Here is a 17302-nt window from a genome sequence, read left to right on the forward strand (position 1 = left end):
TGCACGCGAACGGCGTACCTTCCCGGGCCACGTCCGTGGTCGAAATCCTGAGGGCGAGGCCGGAGCCCGCCGGGATCAGAGGGTGTCGGTAACCGCCGGTACGTCGGGGGCGATGTGGGCGCCGAGGGCCTCGCGGTACAGGGCGACCTCGGCCAGGAGGGAGCGGCGGACGCTGTCCGCCTTGCGGAAGCCGTGGCCCTCGCCCTCGAAGAGGAGGAAGCGGTGCCACACGCCGCGTTCGGCGAGGTGGTCCACGATCCGGGTGGCCTGGTCCGGGCGGCAGATGAAGTCGTCCGCGCCCTGGAGCATGACCAGGGGTGCGGTGATGCGGTCGGCGTGGGCGGCGGGTGAGATCTTCTCGAAGCGGGCCCGGTCCTCCGGCAGGACGCCGACCAGTGTGTCGACGTACCGGGACTCGAAGTCGTGGGTCTGCTCGGCCCGCCAGCTCGCCGGGTCGCTGATGGGGTAGTAGACGGTGCCCGCGCAGAACGCGTCGGTGTGGGCCAGGCAGGCCAGCGTGGTCCAGCCGCCGGCCGAGCCGCCGCGCACCGCCGTACGGTCCGGGTCGGCCAGGCCCTCGGCGGCCAGGGCGCGGGCGACCGTGACGCAGTCGTCGACGTCCACGACGCCCCACCCGCCGCGCAGGCGGTCGCGGTAGGCCCTGCCGTAGCCGGTGGAGCCGCCGTAGTCGACGTCGGCGACGACGAAGCCGCGGCTGGTGAAGAAGGAGTACTCCAGGTCGGCGGTGAGGCCGCAGGTGCTGGTGGGGCCGCCGTGCACCTGCACCAGCAGCGGCGGGAGTTCGCCGTCGGGTGCGGTGGCGGTGGGGTGGCTCGGGCGGTGCAGTACGTAGTGCACCGGGCGGCCCTGCGCGTCGTGGACGGTACGGCGTTCGGGCAGCGGCTGCCACGCGGCCAGCGGGTCCTCCGACTCGGGCCGCACGCGCAGGGCCGGTCCGGCGCCGGGCGCGAGGGGGACCGACAACAGGGCGGAGCCGAGGGCGGGATCGGCGGATCGGACCAGGACCCGTTCGCCGTCCGACCACAGGTCGCCCTGGAACCTGCTCCAGCCTGGGGCGAGTTCGCTCAGGCTGCCGTCCTCGGGGCTCCAACGGGAGAGTTTCTGCGGCCCGTTGCCGTGCGCGAACACCACGCCGTACGGGGACACGGTGAACCAGGCGGGGCCCACCCGCCAGACGGCGCCGGCGCAGTCCTCCTCCAGGGGAAGGACGTTGGCGATCTTCAGCGCCTCGGGCCGGTCCGCCGCGAGGTCGACACGGTGCAGGTTCCACCAGCCGTCGGGGTCGGCCATGGCGTAGAGGGTGTCGGGGTCCGCCCACTCCGCCTGGGAGACGGAGACCTCGGTGCCGTCGTGGCTGCCGCCGCACAGCCGTACGGCCTCGCCCGCGACGCCGTCGCGCAGTTCGGCGACCATCAACTCGGAGCTGTCCCACGGCATATGGGGGTGGTCCCAGCCGATCCAGGCGAGCCTGCGGCCGTCCGGGCTGGGGCGGTGTCCGGAGAGGAAGTGGTGCGAGCGGGCGACCACGCGCAGGGCCTCGGGGTCGTCCGCGGCGGCGCCCGACAGCGGTACGGCCACGATGTCGCGGGTGGTGCGGGCGGCCGGGTCGGCGTCGTCCGGTCCGGTCGCGGCGCGGGTGGTCTCGCGCACGCACCACACCTCGGTCCCGTCGGGTGACGGCACCGGGTCGGCCCAGCAGGTCTCCCGGCCGGGCGGATCGGCCGGGGTGAGCGGCGCGGTCGCCGGGAAGGCCGTCTCCGACGCCGTCCCGATGCGGGGTACTTCGGCGCGGTGGAGCCGCTGGTCGCGGTGGTCGGTGAAGACCAGCAGGTGGCTGTCGGCGCCGGGCGCGGCGGGGCGCACCCAGTACGGCTTGCCGCCGTAGCCGAGCGAGCGGTTGCGGACCGAGATGCCGGGGGCGAGCACGGGCACGGGCTGCTCGTGGCCGGGGGCGTTGCGCAGCAGTCGTACGGTCGCGGTGGCCGGGTCGGAGGCGCACCACCAGTTCTCCTCCCCTGCCCCGGAGGGCCAGGCGGTGGACCCGGAGGCGTCGGCGACCGCCTCGGCGGTGATCGGTGACGGCCAGGTGCCGTAGGGCAGGTGGGACGTGCTGGGCATGAGTGGACACTCCGGGTGCGGGGCGGAAGGCGGGACGGGGCAGGGGGTCGGCGCCGTCACGGGACGGGCGGGGGTCCGGGCCGGCCCGGGACGGATCGGGGTCGGCCCGGACGAGACGCCGTAGGACCGGCGTCCGCGAGAGACGGGCGCGGCGGACGGGCGCGGCGGCCCGGTCCCGCGGATCACACCGTGTTCAGTTGCACCGGTTCGCCGTGGGCGTCGCGGCGGCGCAGGTCCTCCGGGGTCTCCCGGCGGACCATCAGGCGCGCCTCGCCGTCGCGTACGGCGACGACGGCGGGCCGGGGCTGGGCGTTGTAGTTGCTGGCCATGGCGTGGTGGTAGGCGCCGGTGGCGGGGACCGCGAGGAGGTCGCCGGCGGCGATGTCGTCCGGCAGGGCGATGTCGGGCACGACGACGTCCCCGCTCTCGCAGTGGCGGCCGACGACCACGGCGTGCACGGGCCCGCCCTCGGCGGTCCGGTTCGCGGTCCAGGCGGTGTAGCGGGCCAGGTAGAGGGAGGGCCGCAGGGCGTCGCTCATGCCTCCGTCGACGGAGACGAACCGGCGGCGCAGGCCGTCCTTGACCGCACCCACGCGGTAGAGCGTCACGCCGGCGGTGCCGATCATCGAACGGCCGGGTTCGACGGCGAGGCGGACCGGCGCCCCGGGCAGCGCCCGGTCCAGTCCGGCGCGCAGCGCGGCGGTGAACTCGGTCGGCTCCAGGCGTGGTTGGCCGGGCAGGTAGGGGATGCCAGCGCCGCCGCCGAGGTCGATCTCGTCGACCGTGATGCCGTGCCGTTCGGCGAGCGCCGCGACGAAGGCGCCGACCCGCTCGGCGGCGAGGGTCAGCCCCTCGGTCGCGGTGATCTGTGAGCCTATGTGGGAGTGCACGCCCGCCAGTCGCAGCGCGGGGCGGTCGGCGACGGCGAGGACGGCGCGTTCGGCGTGGCCGCCGCGGACCGGGAAGCCGAACTTGACGTCGTCGCCGCCGGTGGCCATGTAGTCGTGGGTCTCGGCGGCGACGCCGGGGGCGATGCGGACGTACACGTCCTGGACGCGGCCGGCCGCCGCGGCGGCGGCCGCGAGCCGGTCGATCTCCTCCAGGCAGTCGACGACCACGACCCCGACGCCGTGGGCGACTGCGGCCTCCAGTTCGGCCACGGACTTGTTGTTGCCGTGGAAGACGATCCGGGCGGGGTCGAAGCCGGTGTCGACGGCCATCCGGAGTTCGCCTCCGCTGCACACGTCCAGGTGGAGTCCTTCGGAGTCGACCCAGCGGACCATCTCCGCGCACAGGAACGCCTTGGAGGCGTAGTGCACCCGGTCCGCGCCGGATGCCCGCCAACTGCGGGCGCGGTGGCGGAAGTCGGCCTCGTCCACGACGTACAGCGCGGTGCCGCAGGCCGCGGCCAGGTCGTCCAGGGCCACGCCTCCCACGTGCAGTCGGCCGTCGACGGTCCGGGCGGTCAGCGGCCACACCTCGGGGGCGGTCTCCGGGGAGGCCGCGGGGGCCAGTCCGTCGGGCAGCTCGGTCCCTGCGGGGGCGGGCAGGGATGCGGCGGTGGGCACGGGCTACTCCTCGGTGAGGACGACCAGCATGAGCAGGTCGTCGCTGGGGTCGGTGAAGTGGTGTTCGTCGGTGGCGGCGAAGTGGCAGCTGTCGCCGCGGCGCAGCAGCCGTACGGCGCCGCCCACCGACACCCGGCAGGAACCGGCGAGGACGTGTGCGAACTCCTCGCCGGGGTGGGCCGTCGGGTGGTCGTGGTCGCCGAGGTCGGCGTGGAGCAGCCGGGCTCCGAGCCGGGTCGCGCCGGGGGCGGTGAGGTCGAAGATGCCGCGGTGCCCGTCGGCCTGGGCGAGCAGCGGTGCCGGGGCGAAGCGCGGCGGGAAGCCCGGGGCGGCCGCCGGGGCGACCGGCGTGGTGCCGCCGAGGAGTTCGGCGGGGGTGGCGCCGAGGGCGTCGGCGATCTGACCGAGGGTGCGGACCGTGGGGTTGGCGGCGCCGGACTCCATCTGGGAGACGTACGCCGGGGAGACGCCGGCCCGGGTCGCCACCGCGCTGAGCGTGAGTCCGGCGGCGCGGCGCACACGGGCGACGGAGGCGGCGAGCACGTCGCCGGTGTCCGCCCGGTCGGGGGGCGTGCTGCCCTTCGGGGGCGCGGGCGCCGCCTCCGCGCCCGAACCCGTGTCCGGGCCGCGACGCAAGTTCTGTTCCGGGTCGGGGGGATCGGCCGAAGAGTTTTCCGCGCCGGTGGCTCTTGACGAGGTCATGCGGCGACAGTAAGACTCACGCATCGCTTAGATCAAGCAATCTGACACCGCCGTTTAACTGTCAGCAGAGACGCAGTTCAGCAGCCGGACTCTCGGGTGTGGGCTGCCCTGAACCGGAGGGGTGAGCAGTGACCGGACCGCTGGCGCCGACGCCGACCCTCGAGTTGCTGCGGGCGGCCGCCGTACTGTGCGGGCCCGCGGCGCAGCGCCTGTTCGAGGTGGTTGCGGAGGACTACCCGGCCTCGCTGGAGCGCCGTCCCGGTCAACTGCTGCGGGCGGCCGACGCGAGCGCCGCGGACCTCGACGGCCTGCTGGCGGCGGCCGGGGTCGCCTCGACCGACGACCTGCGCCTGCTCGCGGCCCGGGAGAGCGGTCTGCGCCTGGCGGAGCCGGATCTGCGGTTCACCAGCCGCGACCCGGAGTCCGAGCCGCGGGAGCGGTCGGCGCTGCGCCGGATGATCACCGCGGAGGAGGGCAACCTCCGCCGCACGCTGGCCGATCTCCAGGCCAACGGCGCCCTGGAGTTGGCGGCCGCGGCCCTGCTGCGGGCGCGGCGGCGGTGGGTGCTCGGCGACCTGAAGTCCGCCGGGTACGCGTCGCTGCTGACCAGCGACCTCACCAGCAGCATGCGGGACGTGTTCCTCGTACCGCCAGCCACGGGCGCCGCGGTCAACGCGATCAGCGACGCGCACACGGAAGACGTCCTGGTCGTGTTCAGCTTCCGCAACTACAGCCGGCTGACGGTGGACGTGGCCCGGGAGTTCCACGCGCTGGGCGCCTCGGTGATCGCGCTGACGGACAGTTACACCAGTCCGGTGTGCGCCTTCGCCTCGCACGTACTGGCGGTGGACACCCGCAGCGAGTCGCCGCACCACTCTCCCACGGCGGTGGCGGCGGCGGCCCATGTGCTGGCGGCACTGGCCGCCGCGGGCGCCAAGGGGGCGGCCCGGCGCAGCCGGCGCCGAGCGGAGCTCTTCCGCTCCCTGGGCAGCTACGGCCTGGGCGAGACGCCGTCCGCCGCGACGGAGGGCGGGGCGGCGGGCGCGCCGGATCTCCCGGGACACGGCATCCGGGCCACGGACGCCCCGTCCACCCGCGCCACGGACGCCCCGTCCACCCCCGCCACAGACCGCGCCACGAGCGACCCGTCCGCCCGCGCCACGGACAACCCCTCCGGCTTACCGGCCGTCCCCGGGGACGAGCCGCCGCACACGCGGTGACCGCCCCGCCTCCCGCACCCTCCCCCGTCCCGTCTGTTCCCCGTTTCCGCGAGTCCTTCTCGCTGAGCCATCGGCGGCAGAGGCCCCGTCCTCGCGCCCTGTCGCCGGGAAAGCACGTGGTGGTTCCCCCTATGAACGACTCCTCCCTCGACCAGGGCGGCGGCGCTCCCGCCCCCGCCGAGGACGCCGCACTGATCTCCGAAGTCACCGAGCTGTGCGCCCGGTTGATCCGTTTCGACACCAGCAACTACGGCGGTGGCGACTCCCGCGGTGAGCGGGAGGCGGCCGAGTGGACCGCCGGGCTGCTCGCCGAGTCCGGCTACGAGCCGGTCGTGCTGGAGTCGGCCCCGGGCCGGGCCAGCACCGTGGTCCGCATCCCCGGCGAGGACCGCGACGCCCCGGCGCTGCTGGTCCACGGCCACCTCGACGTGGTTCCGGCCGCGCCCGCCGACTGGAGCTTCGACCCGTTCTGCGGGGAGATACGCGACGGCGCGATCCTCGGTCGCGGGGCGCTGGACATGAAGGACATGGACGCGATGATGCTCGCGGCCGCCCGGTCCTGGGCGCGCCGCGGGGTACGGCCGGCGCGCGACATCGTGATGGCGTTCGTCGCGGACGAGGAGGACACCGGCGAGCTGGGGGCGGGCTTCCTCGTCGACCGGCACGCGGACCTCTTCGAGGGCGTCACGACCGCGATCGGCGAGTCCGGCGGCTATTCGGTCCATCTGCCGGACTCCTCCCGGCTCTACCCGATCGCCGTCGGCGAGCGCGGCAGCGCCTGGATGGACCTGACGGCGCGGGGCGCGGCGGGCCACGGCTCCCGGCCCGGCTCGGACAACGCCGTCGCCACCCTCGCGGCGACGCTCGCCGCACTGGCCGCGCACCGCTGGCCCGTGCGGGTCGTACCGCCCGTGGCCGCGCTGCTGGAGGGGCTCTCGGCCCGGCTGGGCGTCACGGTCGACCCGGCGGACCCGGCGTCCCTCGCGCAGCTGGGCGAGGCGGCCAGACTGGTCGAGGCCACCGTCGCCAACACGCTCAACCCGACCATGATGAAGGCGGGTTACAAGCACAACGTCATTCCGAGCGAGGCGACGGCCGCCGTGGACGGCCGGATCCTGCCGGGCGCGGAGGAGGACTTCTTCGCGACCGTGGACGCCCTGCTCGGCGAGAAGGTCTCGCGGTCCTTCCACAGTTTCGCCGCGCCGGTCTCCGCGGACCACACCGCGCCCGCGTTCGAGGAGATGGCGGCGGCGCTGCGCCGCGCCGATCCCGGGGCGCTGGTGCTGCCGTTCATCATGTCGGGCGGCACCGACGCCAAGGCGTTCACCCGACTGGGCATCCAGTGCTACGGGTTCGGCCCCGGCCTGACCCCGCCCGGCTTCGACGCGTGGCGGTATGTGCACGGTGTCGACGAGCAGGTCCTCGTCAGCAGTCTGGAGTTCGGCGTACGGGTGCTGGAGGACTTCCTGCGCACCGGCACCGGCGTGAACACCGCCACGAGCACCGGCACCGGCCTCGGCGTCACCGCGAACACCGGCGCCTAGCCCCGCAGTCCCGCACCCCGCACCCCGCACCCCGCACCCCGCACACCCATATGCATGCATACACCAATGCATGAACCAATGTGCGCACCAATGTATGTACCAATAAATGCATCCCACGGTCGCCCGCGTCCCCAGGAGAAGTCCACGATGATCACGCCCGCCCCCCTGCGCAGAACCGGCCGCAAGGCCGCCGCGCTCGCCACCTCAGTGCTGCTCGCCACCGCCGCGGGGCTCGCACTCGCCCCGGCCGCCTCGGCCGAGGACGGCAGCAGCACCCTGCGGATGCCGATCACCGGGATCGGCATCGACTCCCTCAACCCGTTCCTCGCCTACTTCGCCGGCAGCCTGGACGTGTTCTCCGGCATCTACCCGGCGCTGGACCGGGTGGAGCAGGACGGCACCGTCAAGCCCTACCTGGCGGACTCCTGGACCACCTCCAGCGACAAGCTCACCTGGACCTTCAAGATCCACAAGGGTCTGAAGTGGAGCGACGGCAAGCCGATCACGGCCGAGGACGCCGCCTGGACGTTCAACCTGATCATGACCAACTCCACGGCGGCCACCGCCAACGGCTCCCTGGTGAGCAACTTCGCCTCCGTCACCGCGCCGGACGCCACCACGCTGGTCGTGAAGACCAAGAAGCCGCAGGCCACCATGTTGTCGGTCAGCATCCCGGTCTCGGGCATCCCGATCGTGCCGAAGCACATCTGGGAGTCCCACGTGAAGGACCTCAAGAACTACAAGAACGACAGCTTCCCGATCGTCGGCTACGGCCCGTGGACGCTCACGGACTACAAGCCCGAGCAGTACGCCAAGTTCGACGCGAACAAGGACTTCCTGCTCGGCGCGCCCAAGTACGACCACATGATCGAGCAGTCCTTCAAGAACACGGACGCCGCCGTGGCGGCCCTGCGCTCGGGGCAGTTGGACTACGTCAGCGGCCTCAACCCCACCCAGTACCAGGCGCTCAAGGGCCAGTCCGGCATCAAGGCCTACGAGCAGGTCGGCAACCGCTGGAACGGCATCGAGGTCAACGGCGGCGCCCGCACCCGCGACGGCAAGAAGATCGGCACCGGTCACCCGGCACTCGCCGACTCCAAGGTGCGTGAGGCGCTCGCGCTCGCCATCGACCGGGCGACCATCGTGAAGAAGGTCCGCGACGGCCTGGCCGAGGTCGGCGGCAGCTACCTGCCGCAGTCGCTGCCGCAGTACGCGTGGCAGCCCTCCGCCTCGGAGAAGTTCGACTACGACCCCACCAAGGCCAACTCCGTGCTGGACGAGGCGGGTTACAAGAAGGGCAAGGACGGCATCCGCGTCGACCCGAAGTCGGGCCGCAAGCTGGAGTTCCGCCTGGGCATCCACTCCGACGACGACGCCGACGCCAAGGTCTCCACCTATCTCTCCGGCTGGTTCAAGGAGATCGGCGTCAAGGTCGACATCCAGTCGATGAGCTCCGCCAAGCTCAACGCCGACCTGGCCAAGGGCGACTGGGACATCCTGATGGACTCCTGGTCGACCGGCCCCGACCCGACGTACCTGCTCGGCATCCAGACCTGCTCGGCCCTGCCCGACAGCAAGGGCGAGGGCGGCAGCACGGACTCGTTCTTCTGCGACAAGGACTACGACGACCTGTTCCTGCGTCAGCAGAGCGCCTTCGACGACAAGGAGCGCGCGGACCTGCTCCGGCAGATGCAGGCCATCCTGTACAAGGCCAACGAGAACATCATGATCTACAACGCCAGCGGTCTCGCCGCCTACCGCACCGACAAGGTGAGCGGCATCGTGTCCGGCAAGGCGAACTCCGCCGGCGCCTACCCCGCGCAGGACTCCTTCCACCAGTACCTGAACGCGGCCCCCGCCAACGCCTCGTCCTCCTCCTCGGGCGGCAACTCCGGCACGGTGATCGGCGCTTCGGCGGCCGTCGTGGTCGTACTGGCCGCGGGCGGAGTGCTCATCGCGCGCCGCCGTTCCTCCTCCGACGACCGCGAGTAGACCGTGCCAGAGACCCTCGACGCCACCGTCACCGGCGCCGTCACGGCCGAGCCCGCCGCCCCGCGCGGCGGGCGCCGGCCCGGCTCCGGATTCGCCCGCTACCTGGCCACCAAGCTGGTGGCCGCGGCCATCAGCTTCCTGGCCACCCTCGTCATCGGGTTCGTCCTGTTCAGCCTGATGCCGGCCGACCCGGTGCAGTCCATCACCCGCGGCCGGCCCACCAGCGACGCACAGATGGCGCAGCTGCGCCACCAGCTCGGCCTGGACCAGTCGGTGCCCGAACGCTTCCTCCACTTCGTCACCGACACCCTGACCGGCCACCTCGGCACCTCCTGGGAGTTCCAGCAGCCGGTCAGCTCCCTCATCGGCGACCGCTTGTGGCCGACCCTGCTGCTGATGGGCACGGCCACCGCCATCTCGGTGGTGCTCGGTCTCTGGCTGGGCATCAGATCGGGCTGGAGGCACGGGAGTTGGCTGGACCGCATCGCCACCGGCGCCTCACTGACGCTGTGGTCGGTGCCGACGTTCTGGCTGGGCATGATCCTGCTGATCACCTTCAGCGTCGGCATCGGCCCGATCCCCGGCTTCCTGCCCGCGGGCGGAATGAGCGACCCGGCGATCACCGGCGGCCTCGACCACGTCCTCGACGTCGCCAAACACCTGGTCCTGCCCTGCCTGACCATGGTCCTGGTGATCTTCGCCCAGTACGTCGCCGTCATGCGCTCGTCGATCATCGACGAGCTGGGCAGCCCGTACCTGCTCACCGCGCGGGCCAAGGGCCTGCGCGACGACGACGTACGGCGCAGGCACGCGGTGCCCAACGCGCTGCTGCCCTCGGTCACCATGATCTTCATGCACGTGGGCACGCTGCTCGGCGGCGCCATCACCGTGGAGACCGTGTACTCCTGGCCGGGCCTCGGCCAGCTCAGCTACCAGGCCCTGAAGGTGCCCGACCTGCCGCTGCTGCAGGGCACGTTCATCGTCTTCAGCGCGTCGGTGATCCTCATGAACCTGCTCGCCGACGTGATCTACCGCTTCCTCGACCCCCGGGTGCGTGCCCAGTGACCGACCACGAACCCCTCACCCTGGCCGTCGCCCCGCCGCAGGCTGAGGCCGACCCCGCGCCGCCGGTGGCCCCGGCCGCGCCGAAGCCGCGCCGCAACGGACTCGCCGGCTTCGTCCGCTCCTTCGTCCGCATCCGCTCCGGCGTCGCCGGCCTCACCATCCTGGTCGTGTTCGGCCTGCTGGCGATCTGCGCGCCGCTGTTCATCTCCGACAACGACCTCGACGTCATCAAGGTCGACGGGCCCTCCCTGCACTCCCCCACCGGCGGCTACCCGCTCGGCACCGACCAGGAGGGGCGCTCCATCCTCCTGCTGGTCATCTGGGGAGCGCGCTCCTCGCTGTCCATCGGTCTGATGGCCACGGTGCTGACGGTGGTGCTGGGCAGCGCGATCGGCCTGGTCGCCGGGCACTACGGCGGCTGGATCGGCAAGGCGCTGATGCACCTCACCGACTGGTTCATCGCGCTGCCGAGCCTGCCGCTCGCCATCTCCCTGTCGGCGGTGATCGGACAGGGCACCGCGTCCATCACGATCGCCATCGCGGTCACCAGCTGGTCCTCCACGGCCCGGCTGGTGCGGGCGCAGACCCTCGCGGTGGAGGCCAAGCCCTTCATCGAGCGGGCCAGAGCGCTGGGCGCGGGCGGCCCGCAGGTGATGCTGCGGCACGTCCTGCCGAACGTCACCCCGCTGATCCTCGTCTCCTCCACCCTGACGGTGGCCTCGGCGATCCTGTCCGAGGCGACCCTGACCTTCCTCGGTCTGGGCGACCCGACGGGCATCTCCTGGGGCGCGATGCTCAACTCGGCGCTCAGCGGCGGCGCCGTCACCTCCGGCGCCTGGTGGTACCTGTACCCGCCGGGCATCGCCATCCTGATCGTCGTCCTCGGCTTCACCCTGACCGGCCGCGCCGTGGAGACCATTCTCAACCCGAGGTCGGTGAAGACGCGTTGAACCCGATGCTGGAGGTCAAGGACCTCGCGGTCACGTATCGCGGCGGCGGGCGCACGGTGCCCGCCGTGCGCGGGGTGGACCTCACCCTGGACGCCGGGCAGACGCTCGGCCTGGCCGGCGAGTCCGGTTCGGGCAAGTCCACGCTGGCGATGAGCCTGCTGCGGCTGCTGCCGGCCGCCGCGAAGGTCACCGGCCAGGTTCTCTACCAGGGCGAGGATCTGCTCACCGCCAAGTGGAGCCGGATGCGCGCGGTGCGCTGGGCGGAGGCCTCCGTGGTCTTCCAGGGCGCGATGACCGCGCTCAACCCGGTGCACACCATCGGCGACCAGCTCGTCGAGCCGATCCTGCTGCACGGCCGCAGGGCCGGCGAGGACGGCGGCCGGATCACCGACAAGCAGGCCCGCACCCGCGCGGCCGAACTGCTGGAGTCGGTGGGCGTCCCGGCCCGTCGGATGCGCAGCTACCCGCACGAGTTCTCCGGCGGCCAGCGCCAGCGCATCATGATCGCGATGGCGCTCGCCTGCCGCCCGAACCTGATCATCGCGGACGAGCCCACGACGGCGCTCGACGTGATGGTGCAGGCCCAGATCCTGGACCTGCTGTCGGACCTCGTACACGAGGAGGGCATCGGCGTCATCATGATCAGCCACGACCTGTCCGTCCTCGGCCAGATGTGCGACCGGCTGGCCGTGATGTACGCCGGTGAACTGGTCGAGTCCGGCCCGTCCCGCCAACTCCTGGACGACCCGCGCCACCCCTACACCCGGGCGCTGTCCCGCGCCTTCCCCACCATCGGCGACCCCGCCTCCCGCAGGGCCCCAGCCGGCCTGCCCGGCGACCCGCCCGACCCGGCCGCCCTCGGCACCGGCTGCCCGTTCGCGGCCCGCTGCCCCGACGTGCACGAGATCTGCGCGACCACGCCCGCACGTCTGGTGCAGGCCGGTCCGGACCGGCTGTCGGCGTGCCTGCGGGTGCTGCCCGGTTTCCCCGACGTCGCCACGGCCCCGCCCGTGCCCGAACCCTCCGCGGAAGGAGCGCGCTCATGACCGCCACCACCACCGGCACCGTCACCGGACCCACCGCGGCCACGGCGCCCGCGCTGGAGGTCCGCGACCTGCACATCACCTATCCGCCGCGGGCCGGCCGCGGCCCCGCCCGCGCGGTGGACGGCGTCGACCTCGAACTGGGCCGCGGCGAGATCCTCGCGCTGATCGGCGAGTCCGGCTGCGGCAAGTCCACCCTGGCCCGCGCGCTGACCGGACTGGTGAAGCCGACGTCCGGGCAGGTGCTGTGCGACGGCGAGCCGCTGCGCTACACGAGCGCCGCGCTCAAGGCGCACCGCCGCAAGGTGCAGTTCGTCCTCCAGGACCCCGGCGGCGCGCTGAACCCACGGCAGAACGTCTTCGACGCCGTGGCCGAGGGGCCACGGCTGCACCGGATGCGGGACGGCCTCGAACAGCGGGTGCACACCGCGCTCTCCAAGGCGGGGCTGCGTCCGCCGGAGCAGTTCCTGTCGCGCTTCCCGCACGAGATGTCCGGCGGTCAGCAGCAGCGCGTCGTGATCGCGGGCGCGCTGGCGCTGGAGCCGTCCGTGATCGTCGCCGACGAGCCGGTGGCCTCGCTGGACGCCTCGGTGCGCGGCGAGATCCTGAAGCTCGTCCTCGACCTGCGCCGCGATCTCGGCCTGTCGTCCCTGGTGGTCAGTCACGACCTGGGCCTGGCCTGGAACATCGCCGACCGGGTGGCGGTGATGTACCTGGGCCGGATCGTCGAGGTCGGCACCGTCGAGGAGGTCCTGCTCGCGCCCCGCCACCCGTACACCAAGGCGCTCCTGTCCGTGGTGTCCGCCGAGGGCGCGCGCGGCGGGCGGCCGCAACTGCTCCAGGGCGAGCCGCCGGACCCGACGGCCGTGCCCGAGGGCTGCCGGTTCCATCCGCGCTGCCCGCTGTGGGCGGGCCTCGATGCGGCGGACCGCGCGGAGGCGGGCTGCGACCGGCGTACCCTGCCGGTGCTGCCGGCGCAGGCGCCGGCCGGCGGTCAGGCCGCGTGTCACCTCGCGAGCGTCTCGTGAACTCGACGGCGACACCCAGGACGGCACGCCGGTCCCCGCACGGCCCGCCGCTGGTCGTGCGGGACGTGGACGGCCCGCGCGAGATGGCCGACTGCGTCGCGCTGTACGAGCGGGTCATGGGCCTGCGTCCCGGCGACGGCAGCCTCAACCCGCGCCTGCTCACCGCGCTCCAGCACAACAGCGGCCTGGTCGTCGGCGCCTATCTCGACGACGACCTGGTCGGATTCACGTACAGCTTCCTCGCCCGCGAGCACGGCACGGACCGCACGAACGGCATGGACTGCTACGGGCCGCGCCTGTACCAGTACTCGCAACTCGCCGTGGTCGCGCACGAGCGCCAGGGCCTCGGCATCGGACGCCTGCTCAAGCTCGGCCAGCGCGACCGCTGTCTCGCGGAGGGCACCACGCTGATCCGCTGGGCGTACGATCCGATGCAGACCCGCAACGCCCACTTCAACCTGGACGTGCTCGGCGCGGTCGTGGACTCCTTCAAGCCCGCGATGTACGGCACCGCGGGTTTCGGCGCCGCCACCGGCGAGTCCACCGACCGCTTCATCGTCTCCTGGCACCTGGACGGCCCGGCACGCCCGGCCTGGCCCGCACCCGCCGCGCCGCCCGGCGGCCACCGCGCCGGCGAGGTCTACGACGACGGCGACGACCGGATCGTGGTCCTGCCCGACGACTGGGACCGGCTGCGGGCCGAGACCGGCCCGGAGCACGCCGCCCTGCTGCGCGCCCGGCTCACCCGCACGTTCGCCCGGCTGCTCGCCGACCGGTCGGCCGTCTCCTGCGTACGGCTGCGGGGCGGCCTCGCCGCGTACCGCTTCACCCCCAGGCCGCCGCACATGCCACGTTTCCCCGCCCCTGACCGGGCCCCGCACGGTAGGACGACCCACCCATGACCGTCACTCTCGCCGAGATCGAGCTGGCGCTGGTCCGGCTCGACCTCGTCCACTCCTTCGAGACCAGCTCGCACCGCAAGTCCCACCTGGAGCACATCGTCGTCCGCGCCACCGCCACGGACGGCAGCGTCGGCTGGGGCGAGTGCGCCTCGCCCAGCGACCCGTACTACTGCGGCGAGTCCACCTGGAGCTGCTGGCAGGTGCTCGGCGAGCACCTGGCCCCGATGCTGCTCGGCCGGCCCTGGGAACACCCCGGTGAGGCGGCCCGCCTCACCGCGAAGGTGAGCGGCAACCACTTCGCCCGCGCGGGCCTCGACATGGCCTGCTGGGACCTGTACGGGCAGCGGCAGGGCGAGCCCCTCGCGGACCTGCTCGGCGCCGAGGCCGACGCGGTGCCCGCCGGGGTGAGCCTCGGCATCGAGCCGACGATCGACGCGCTGCTCGCGCAGGTCTCCCGGCATGTCTCCGACGGCTACCGCCGCATCAAGCTGAAGATCCGTCCCGGCTGGGACCTCGAACCGGTCCGCGCCGTCCAGGCCGCCTTCCCCGGCGTCGCTCTCCAGGTGGACGCCAACACCGCCTACCGACCCGAACAGGAGGCGGTGCTCGCCGAGTTGGACGGCCGTGGACTGCTGATGATCGAGCAGCCGTACGCCGCCACCGATCTGCTCTCGCACGCCCGCCTCGCCGCGCGGCTCGACACCCCGGTCTGCCTCGACGAGTCCGTCACCACCGCGGACGTGCTGCGCACCGCACTGCACCTGGGCGCCGCCGACGTCGTCAACATCAAGGTGTCCCGGCTCGGCGGGCTCGGCCCGTCCAAGACCGTGCACGACCTGTGCCTCCAGGCCGGTGTGCCGGTGTGGTGCGGCGGAATGCACGAGTTCGGCATCGGCCGGGCCGCCAACCTCGCCCTCGCGGGCCTGCCCGGGTTCACCCTGCCCTCGGACGTCTCCGGCTCCGACAAGTACTACCGGCGCGACATCGTCACACCGCCGATCCGCGCCGTGGACGGCATGGTCGCCGTGCCCCGCTCCCGCCCCGGCATCGGCCTGGACGTCGACGTCGAGGAACTGGCGCGGCACACCGTGCGCACCTGGAGGATCCGTCCGGGCGCCCACCTCACCGCCCCGAAGGAGCAGGCAGCATGAAGGTCCTGATCTCGGCCGACATGGAGGGCGTCACCGGCGTCACCTTCCCCGACGACTGCGAGCCCGGCCACCCCAGATGGGAGTACCACCGGCGCTTCCTCACCGACGACGTCAACGCCGCGATCGCCGGTCTCGCGGCCGCCGGCGCCACGGAGATCCTCGTCAACGAGGCCCACGCCGACCAGCGCAACCTGCTGCTCGACCGGCTCGACAGGCGGGCCACGCTGCTCATCGGCACCCACAAGCCGCTCGGCATGATGGAGGGCGTCGACCGCTCCCCCGACGCGGTCGCCTTCGTCGGCTACCACACCGGAGCAGGCCAGCCCGGCGTCCTCGCGCACACCTATCTGCCCAACACCATCACCGCGGTCCGCATCAACGGCGAACCGGCCTCCGAGGGCCGCATGAACGCGCTCCTCGCCGACGAGTACGGCGTCCCGGTGATCCTCGTGACCGGTGACGACCTGGCCTGCGAGGACGCCCGCGGCTGGGCGCCGCACGCCGCGCACGCCGTGGTCAAGACCTGCGTGGACCGCTACTCCGCGATCTGCCTGCCGCCGGAGCTGAGCGCCGCCCGGATCACCGAGGCCGCCCGCGAGGGCCTCACCGCCCTGCCCGCCCCCACCGGCGCGATCGCCCCGCCCGCCGAGGGCTACACCTACGAGGTCTCCTTCGACGCCGCCCACCTCGCGCCCGCCGCCTGCTACATCCCCGGAATCGTCCAGACCGACCCGCTGACCGTGCGGTTCACGCTGCCGACGATGTACGAGGCGATCCGCTGCTTCCGCGCGCTGACCCGGGTCGTCACCTCGGCCGTGGAGAACTGCTATGGCTGAGCCGACCGAACTGCTCGCTCTCTCCCGCACGTTCGGCGACCCCGTCCTCGAACGCTGGGAGCGCCTGGTCTCGTTGGAGACGCCCTCGGCGGACGCCGACCGCACGGCCGTGTTCGGCAGGGAACTCGCCGCGGGCCTCGCCGCCACGGCGGACCGGATCGAGCACCCGCCGGGGCCGGGCGGCGACCACCTGGTGGCGCACTGGAACGGCCGCGGGACACCGTCCCCGGACGACGGTGCGCCCCCCGGGCACACCCTCCTGGTGGCCCACAGCGACACCGTCTTCCCGGCCGGCACGGCCGCCCGGCGGCCCTTCACGCTCGCCGAGGACGGCGACACGGTCACCGGCCCCGGCGTCTTCGACATGAAGGGCTCCCTGGTCGCGGTCGAACTGGCCATGGACCTGCTCGCGCGCACCGGTGCCGCGCCGAGACGCCCGGTCCGCATGGTGGTGGTCAACGACGAGGAGATCGGCAGCCCCGACGGCAGCCGTCTGGTCGCCCGGCACGCCGAGGGCGCCCGTGCGGTGCTCGGCCTCGAACCGCCGCTGCCCGGCGGCGCGTTGAAGATCGGCCGCCGGGGCGTGGCCCGCGTCCTGCTCAGCGTGCGGGGGGTCAGCGCCCACGCCGGGCTCGACGCCGCCCTCGGCGTCTCCGCGATCGACGAACTCGTCGACCAGCTCGCCGCGTTGCGGGCCACGGCCGCCTCCTTGCCGGACGCCGCGCTGAACGTCGGCACCGTCACGGGCGGCACCCGGGCCAACGTGGTCGCCGACCACGCCGAGGCGGAGATCGGCCTGCGGTACGCCACGCCCGAGACCGAACAGGCCCTGCTGAAGGCCGTACTGGAACCGACGCCGGTCCGGCAGCGGGCCCACCTGTCCACCCGGAGACTGTCCCACCGCCCGGCCTGGGCGATGGACCCCGGCAACCCCCTGGCCGCCGAACTCGTGGCGCTGGCGGGCACGTTGGACCTGGAACTGCCGCTCGGTTCCTCCGGCGGCGCGGGCGACACCAACCTCACCGGCGCGCTCGGCATCCCGACCGTCGACGGGCTCGGACCGGCGGGCGCGGGCGCACACGGCGAGGACGAACACGCCTCGCTGTCGTCCTTGCTGGAGCGGGCGGCCCTCATCGCGGCCTTCCTCCAGTCGCACTGACCG

The 17302-nt window shown here is 73.2% G+C and carries 14 protein-coding genes; 11 read left to right on the forward strand and 3 right to left on the reverse strand.

All coding sequences use genetic code 11. The features are described 5' to 3' along the window. Window positions 1-75: 75 nt before the first annotated feature. The 3 genes from WN71_RS31305 to WN71_RS31315 all read right to left on the reverse strand — a co-directional run bounded on the left by WN71_RS31305 (window position 76) and on the right by WN71_RS31315 (window position 4409). Window positions 76-2139 carry a prolyl oligopeptidase family serine peptidase gene (locus WN71_RS31305; RefSeq protein ID WP_046583877.1) on the reverse strand — a complete coding sequence of 688 codons (2064 nt, stop codon included), beginning with the start codon at window positions 2137-2139 and terminating at the stop codon, window positions 76-78. A gap of 182 nt (window positions 2140-2321) precedes the next feature. Further along, complete coding sequence (gene lysA, locus WN71_RS31310; protein WP_167382972.1) at window positions 2322-3707, reverse strand: diaminopimelate decarboxylase; 1386 nt, start codon at window positions 3705-3707, stop codon at window positions 2322-2324. A 3-nt stretch (window positions 3708-3710) separates the two neighbouring features. After that, the gene (locus tag WN71_RS31315) at window positions 3711-4409 is read right to left on the reverse strand and encodes a helix-turn-helix domain-containing protein (RefSeq protein ID WP_206300189.1); all 699 of its coding nucleotides are present in this window, start codon (window positions 4407-4409) and stop codon (window positions 3711-3713) included. 128 nt (window positions 4410-4537) lie between these two features. Between WN71_RS31315 and WN71_RS31320 the strand changes: the two genes are divergently transcribed. The 11 genes from WN71_RS31320 to WN71_RS31370 all read left to right on the forward strand — a co-directional run bounded on the left by WN71_RS31320 (window position 4538) and on the right by WN71_RS31370 (window position 17299). Beyond that, window positions 4538-5629 (forward strand): MurR/RpiR family transcriptional regulator, encoded by a 1092-nt coding sequence (locus WN71_RS31320; RefSeq protein WP_052742940.1) that lies wholly within the window; start codon window positions 4538-4540, stop codon window positions 5627-5629. A 131-nt stretch (window positions 5630-5760) separates the two neighbouring features. Continuing rightward, a complete protein-coding gene (locus WN71_RS31325) occupies window positions 5761-7173 on the forward strand; it encodes a M20/M25/M40 family metallo-hydrolase (protein WP_079178250.1) in 1413 nt (470 codons plus the stop codon). A 147-nt stretch (window positions 7174-7320) separates the two neighbouring features. Continuing rightward, entirely contained in the window at window positions 7321-9165 is a 1845-nt protein-coding gene (locus WN71_RS31330; protein WP_046583875.1) for an ABC transporter substrate-binding protein, read from the forward strand. 3 nt (window positions 9166-9168) lie between these two features. Beyond that, window positions 9169-10230: an ABC transporter permease gene (locus tag WN71_RS31335; protein WP_046583874.1), complete on the forward strand. Its 1062-nt coding sequence runs from the start codon at window positions 9169-9171 to the stop codon at window positions 10228-10230. Further along, a complete protein-coding gene (locus WN71_RS31340) occupies window positions 10227-11180 on the forward strand; it encodes an ABC transporter permease (protein ID WP_063777679.1) in 954 nt (317 codons plus the stop codon). Before WN71_RS31335 ends, WN71_RS31340 begins: the two co-directional genes overlap by 4 nt. Before the next feature lie 5 nt (window positions 11181-11185). Further along, entirely contained in the window at window positions 11186-12226 is a 1041-nt protein-coding gene (locus tag WN71_RS31345; RefSeq protein ID WP_046583873.1) for an ABC transporter ATP-binding protein, read from the forward strand. After that, window positions 12223-13251, forward strand: coding sequence for an ABC transporter ATP-binding protein (locus WN71_RS31350; protein ID WP_046583872.1), 1029 nt, complete (start codon window positions 12223-12225; stop codon window positions 13249-13251). The genes WN71_RS31345 and WN71_RS31350 overlap by 4 nt, the downstream gene beginning before the upstream one ends. Then, entirely contained in the window at window positions 13248-14153 is a 906-nt protein-coding gene (locus WN71_RS31355) for a hypothetical protein (RefSeq protein ID WP_143074892.1), read from the forward strand. Before WN71_RS31350 ends, WN71_RS31355 begins: the two co-directional genes overlap by 4 nt. Continuing rightward, on the forward strand, window positions 14150-15304 hold the full coding sequence (gene menC / locus WN71_RS31360) for an o-succinylbenzoate synthase (RefSeq protein ID WP_046583871.1): 1155 nt from the start codon (window positions 14150-14152) through the stop codon (window positions 15302-15304). The genes WN71_RS31355 and menC overlap by 4 nt, the downstream gene beginning before the upstream one ends. Further along, the gene (locus WN71_RS31365; RefSeq protein WP_046583870.1) at window positions 15301-16140 is read left to right on the forward strand and encodes a M55 family metallopeptidase; all 840 of its coding nucleotides are present in this window, start codon (window positions 15301-15303) and stop codon (window positions 16138-16140) included. The genes menC and WN71_RS31365 overlap by 4 nt, the downstream gene beginning before the upstream one ends. After that, window positions 16133-17299 carry a M20/M25/M40 family metallo-hydrolase gene (locus WN71_RS31370; RefSeq protein WP_046583869.1) on the forward strand — a complete coding sequence of 389 codons (1167 nt, stop codon included), beginning with the start codon at window positions 16133-16135 and terminating at the stop codon, window positions 17297-17299. The genes WN71_RS31365 and WN71_RS31370 overlap by 8 nt, the downstream gene beginning before the upstream one ends. Window positions 17300-17302 lie beyond the last annotated feature (3 nt).

This window comes from Streptomyces mangrovisoli, assembly GCF_000974985.2.
GTDB lineage: Bacteria > Actinomycetota > Actinomycetes > Streptomycetales > Streptomycetaceae > Streptomyces > Streptomyces mangrovisoli.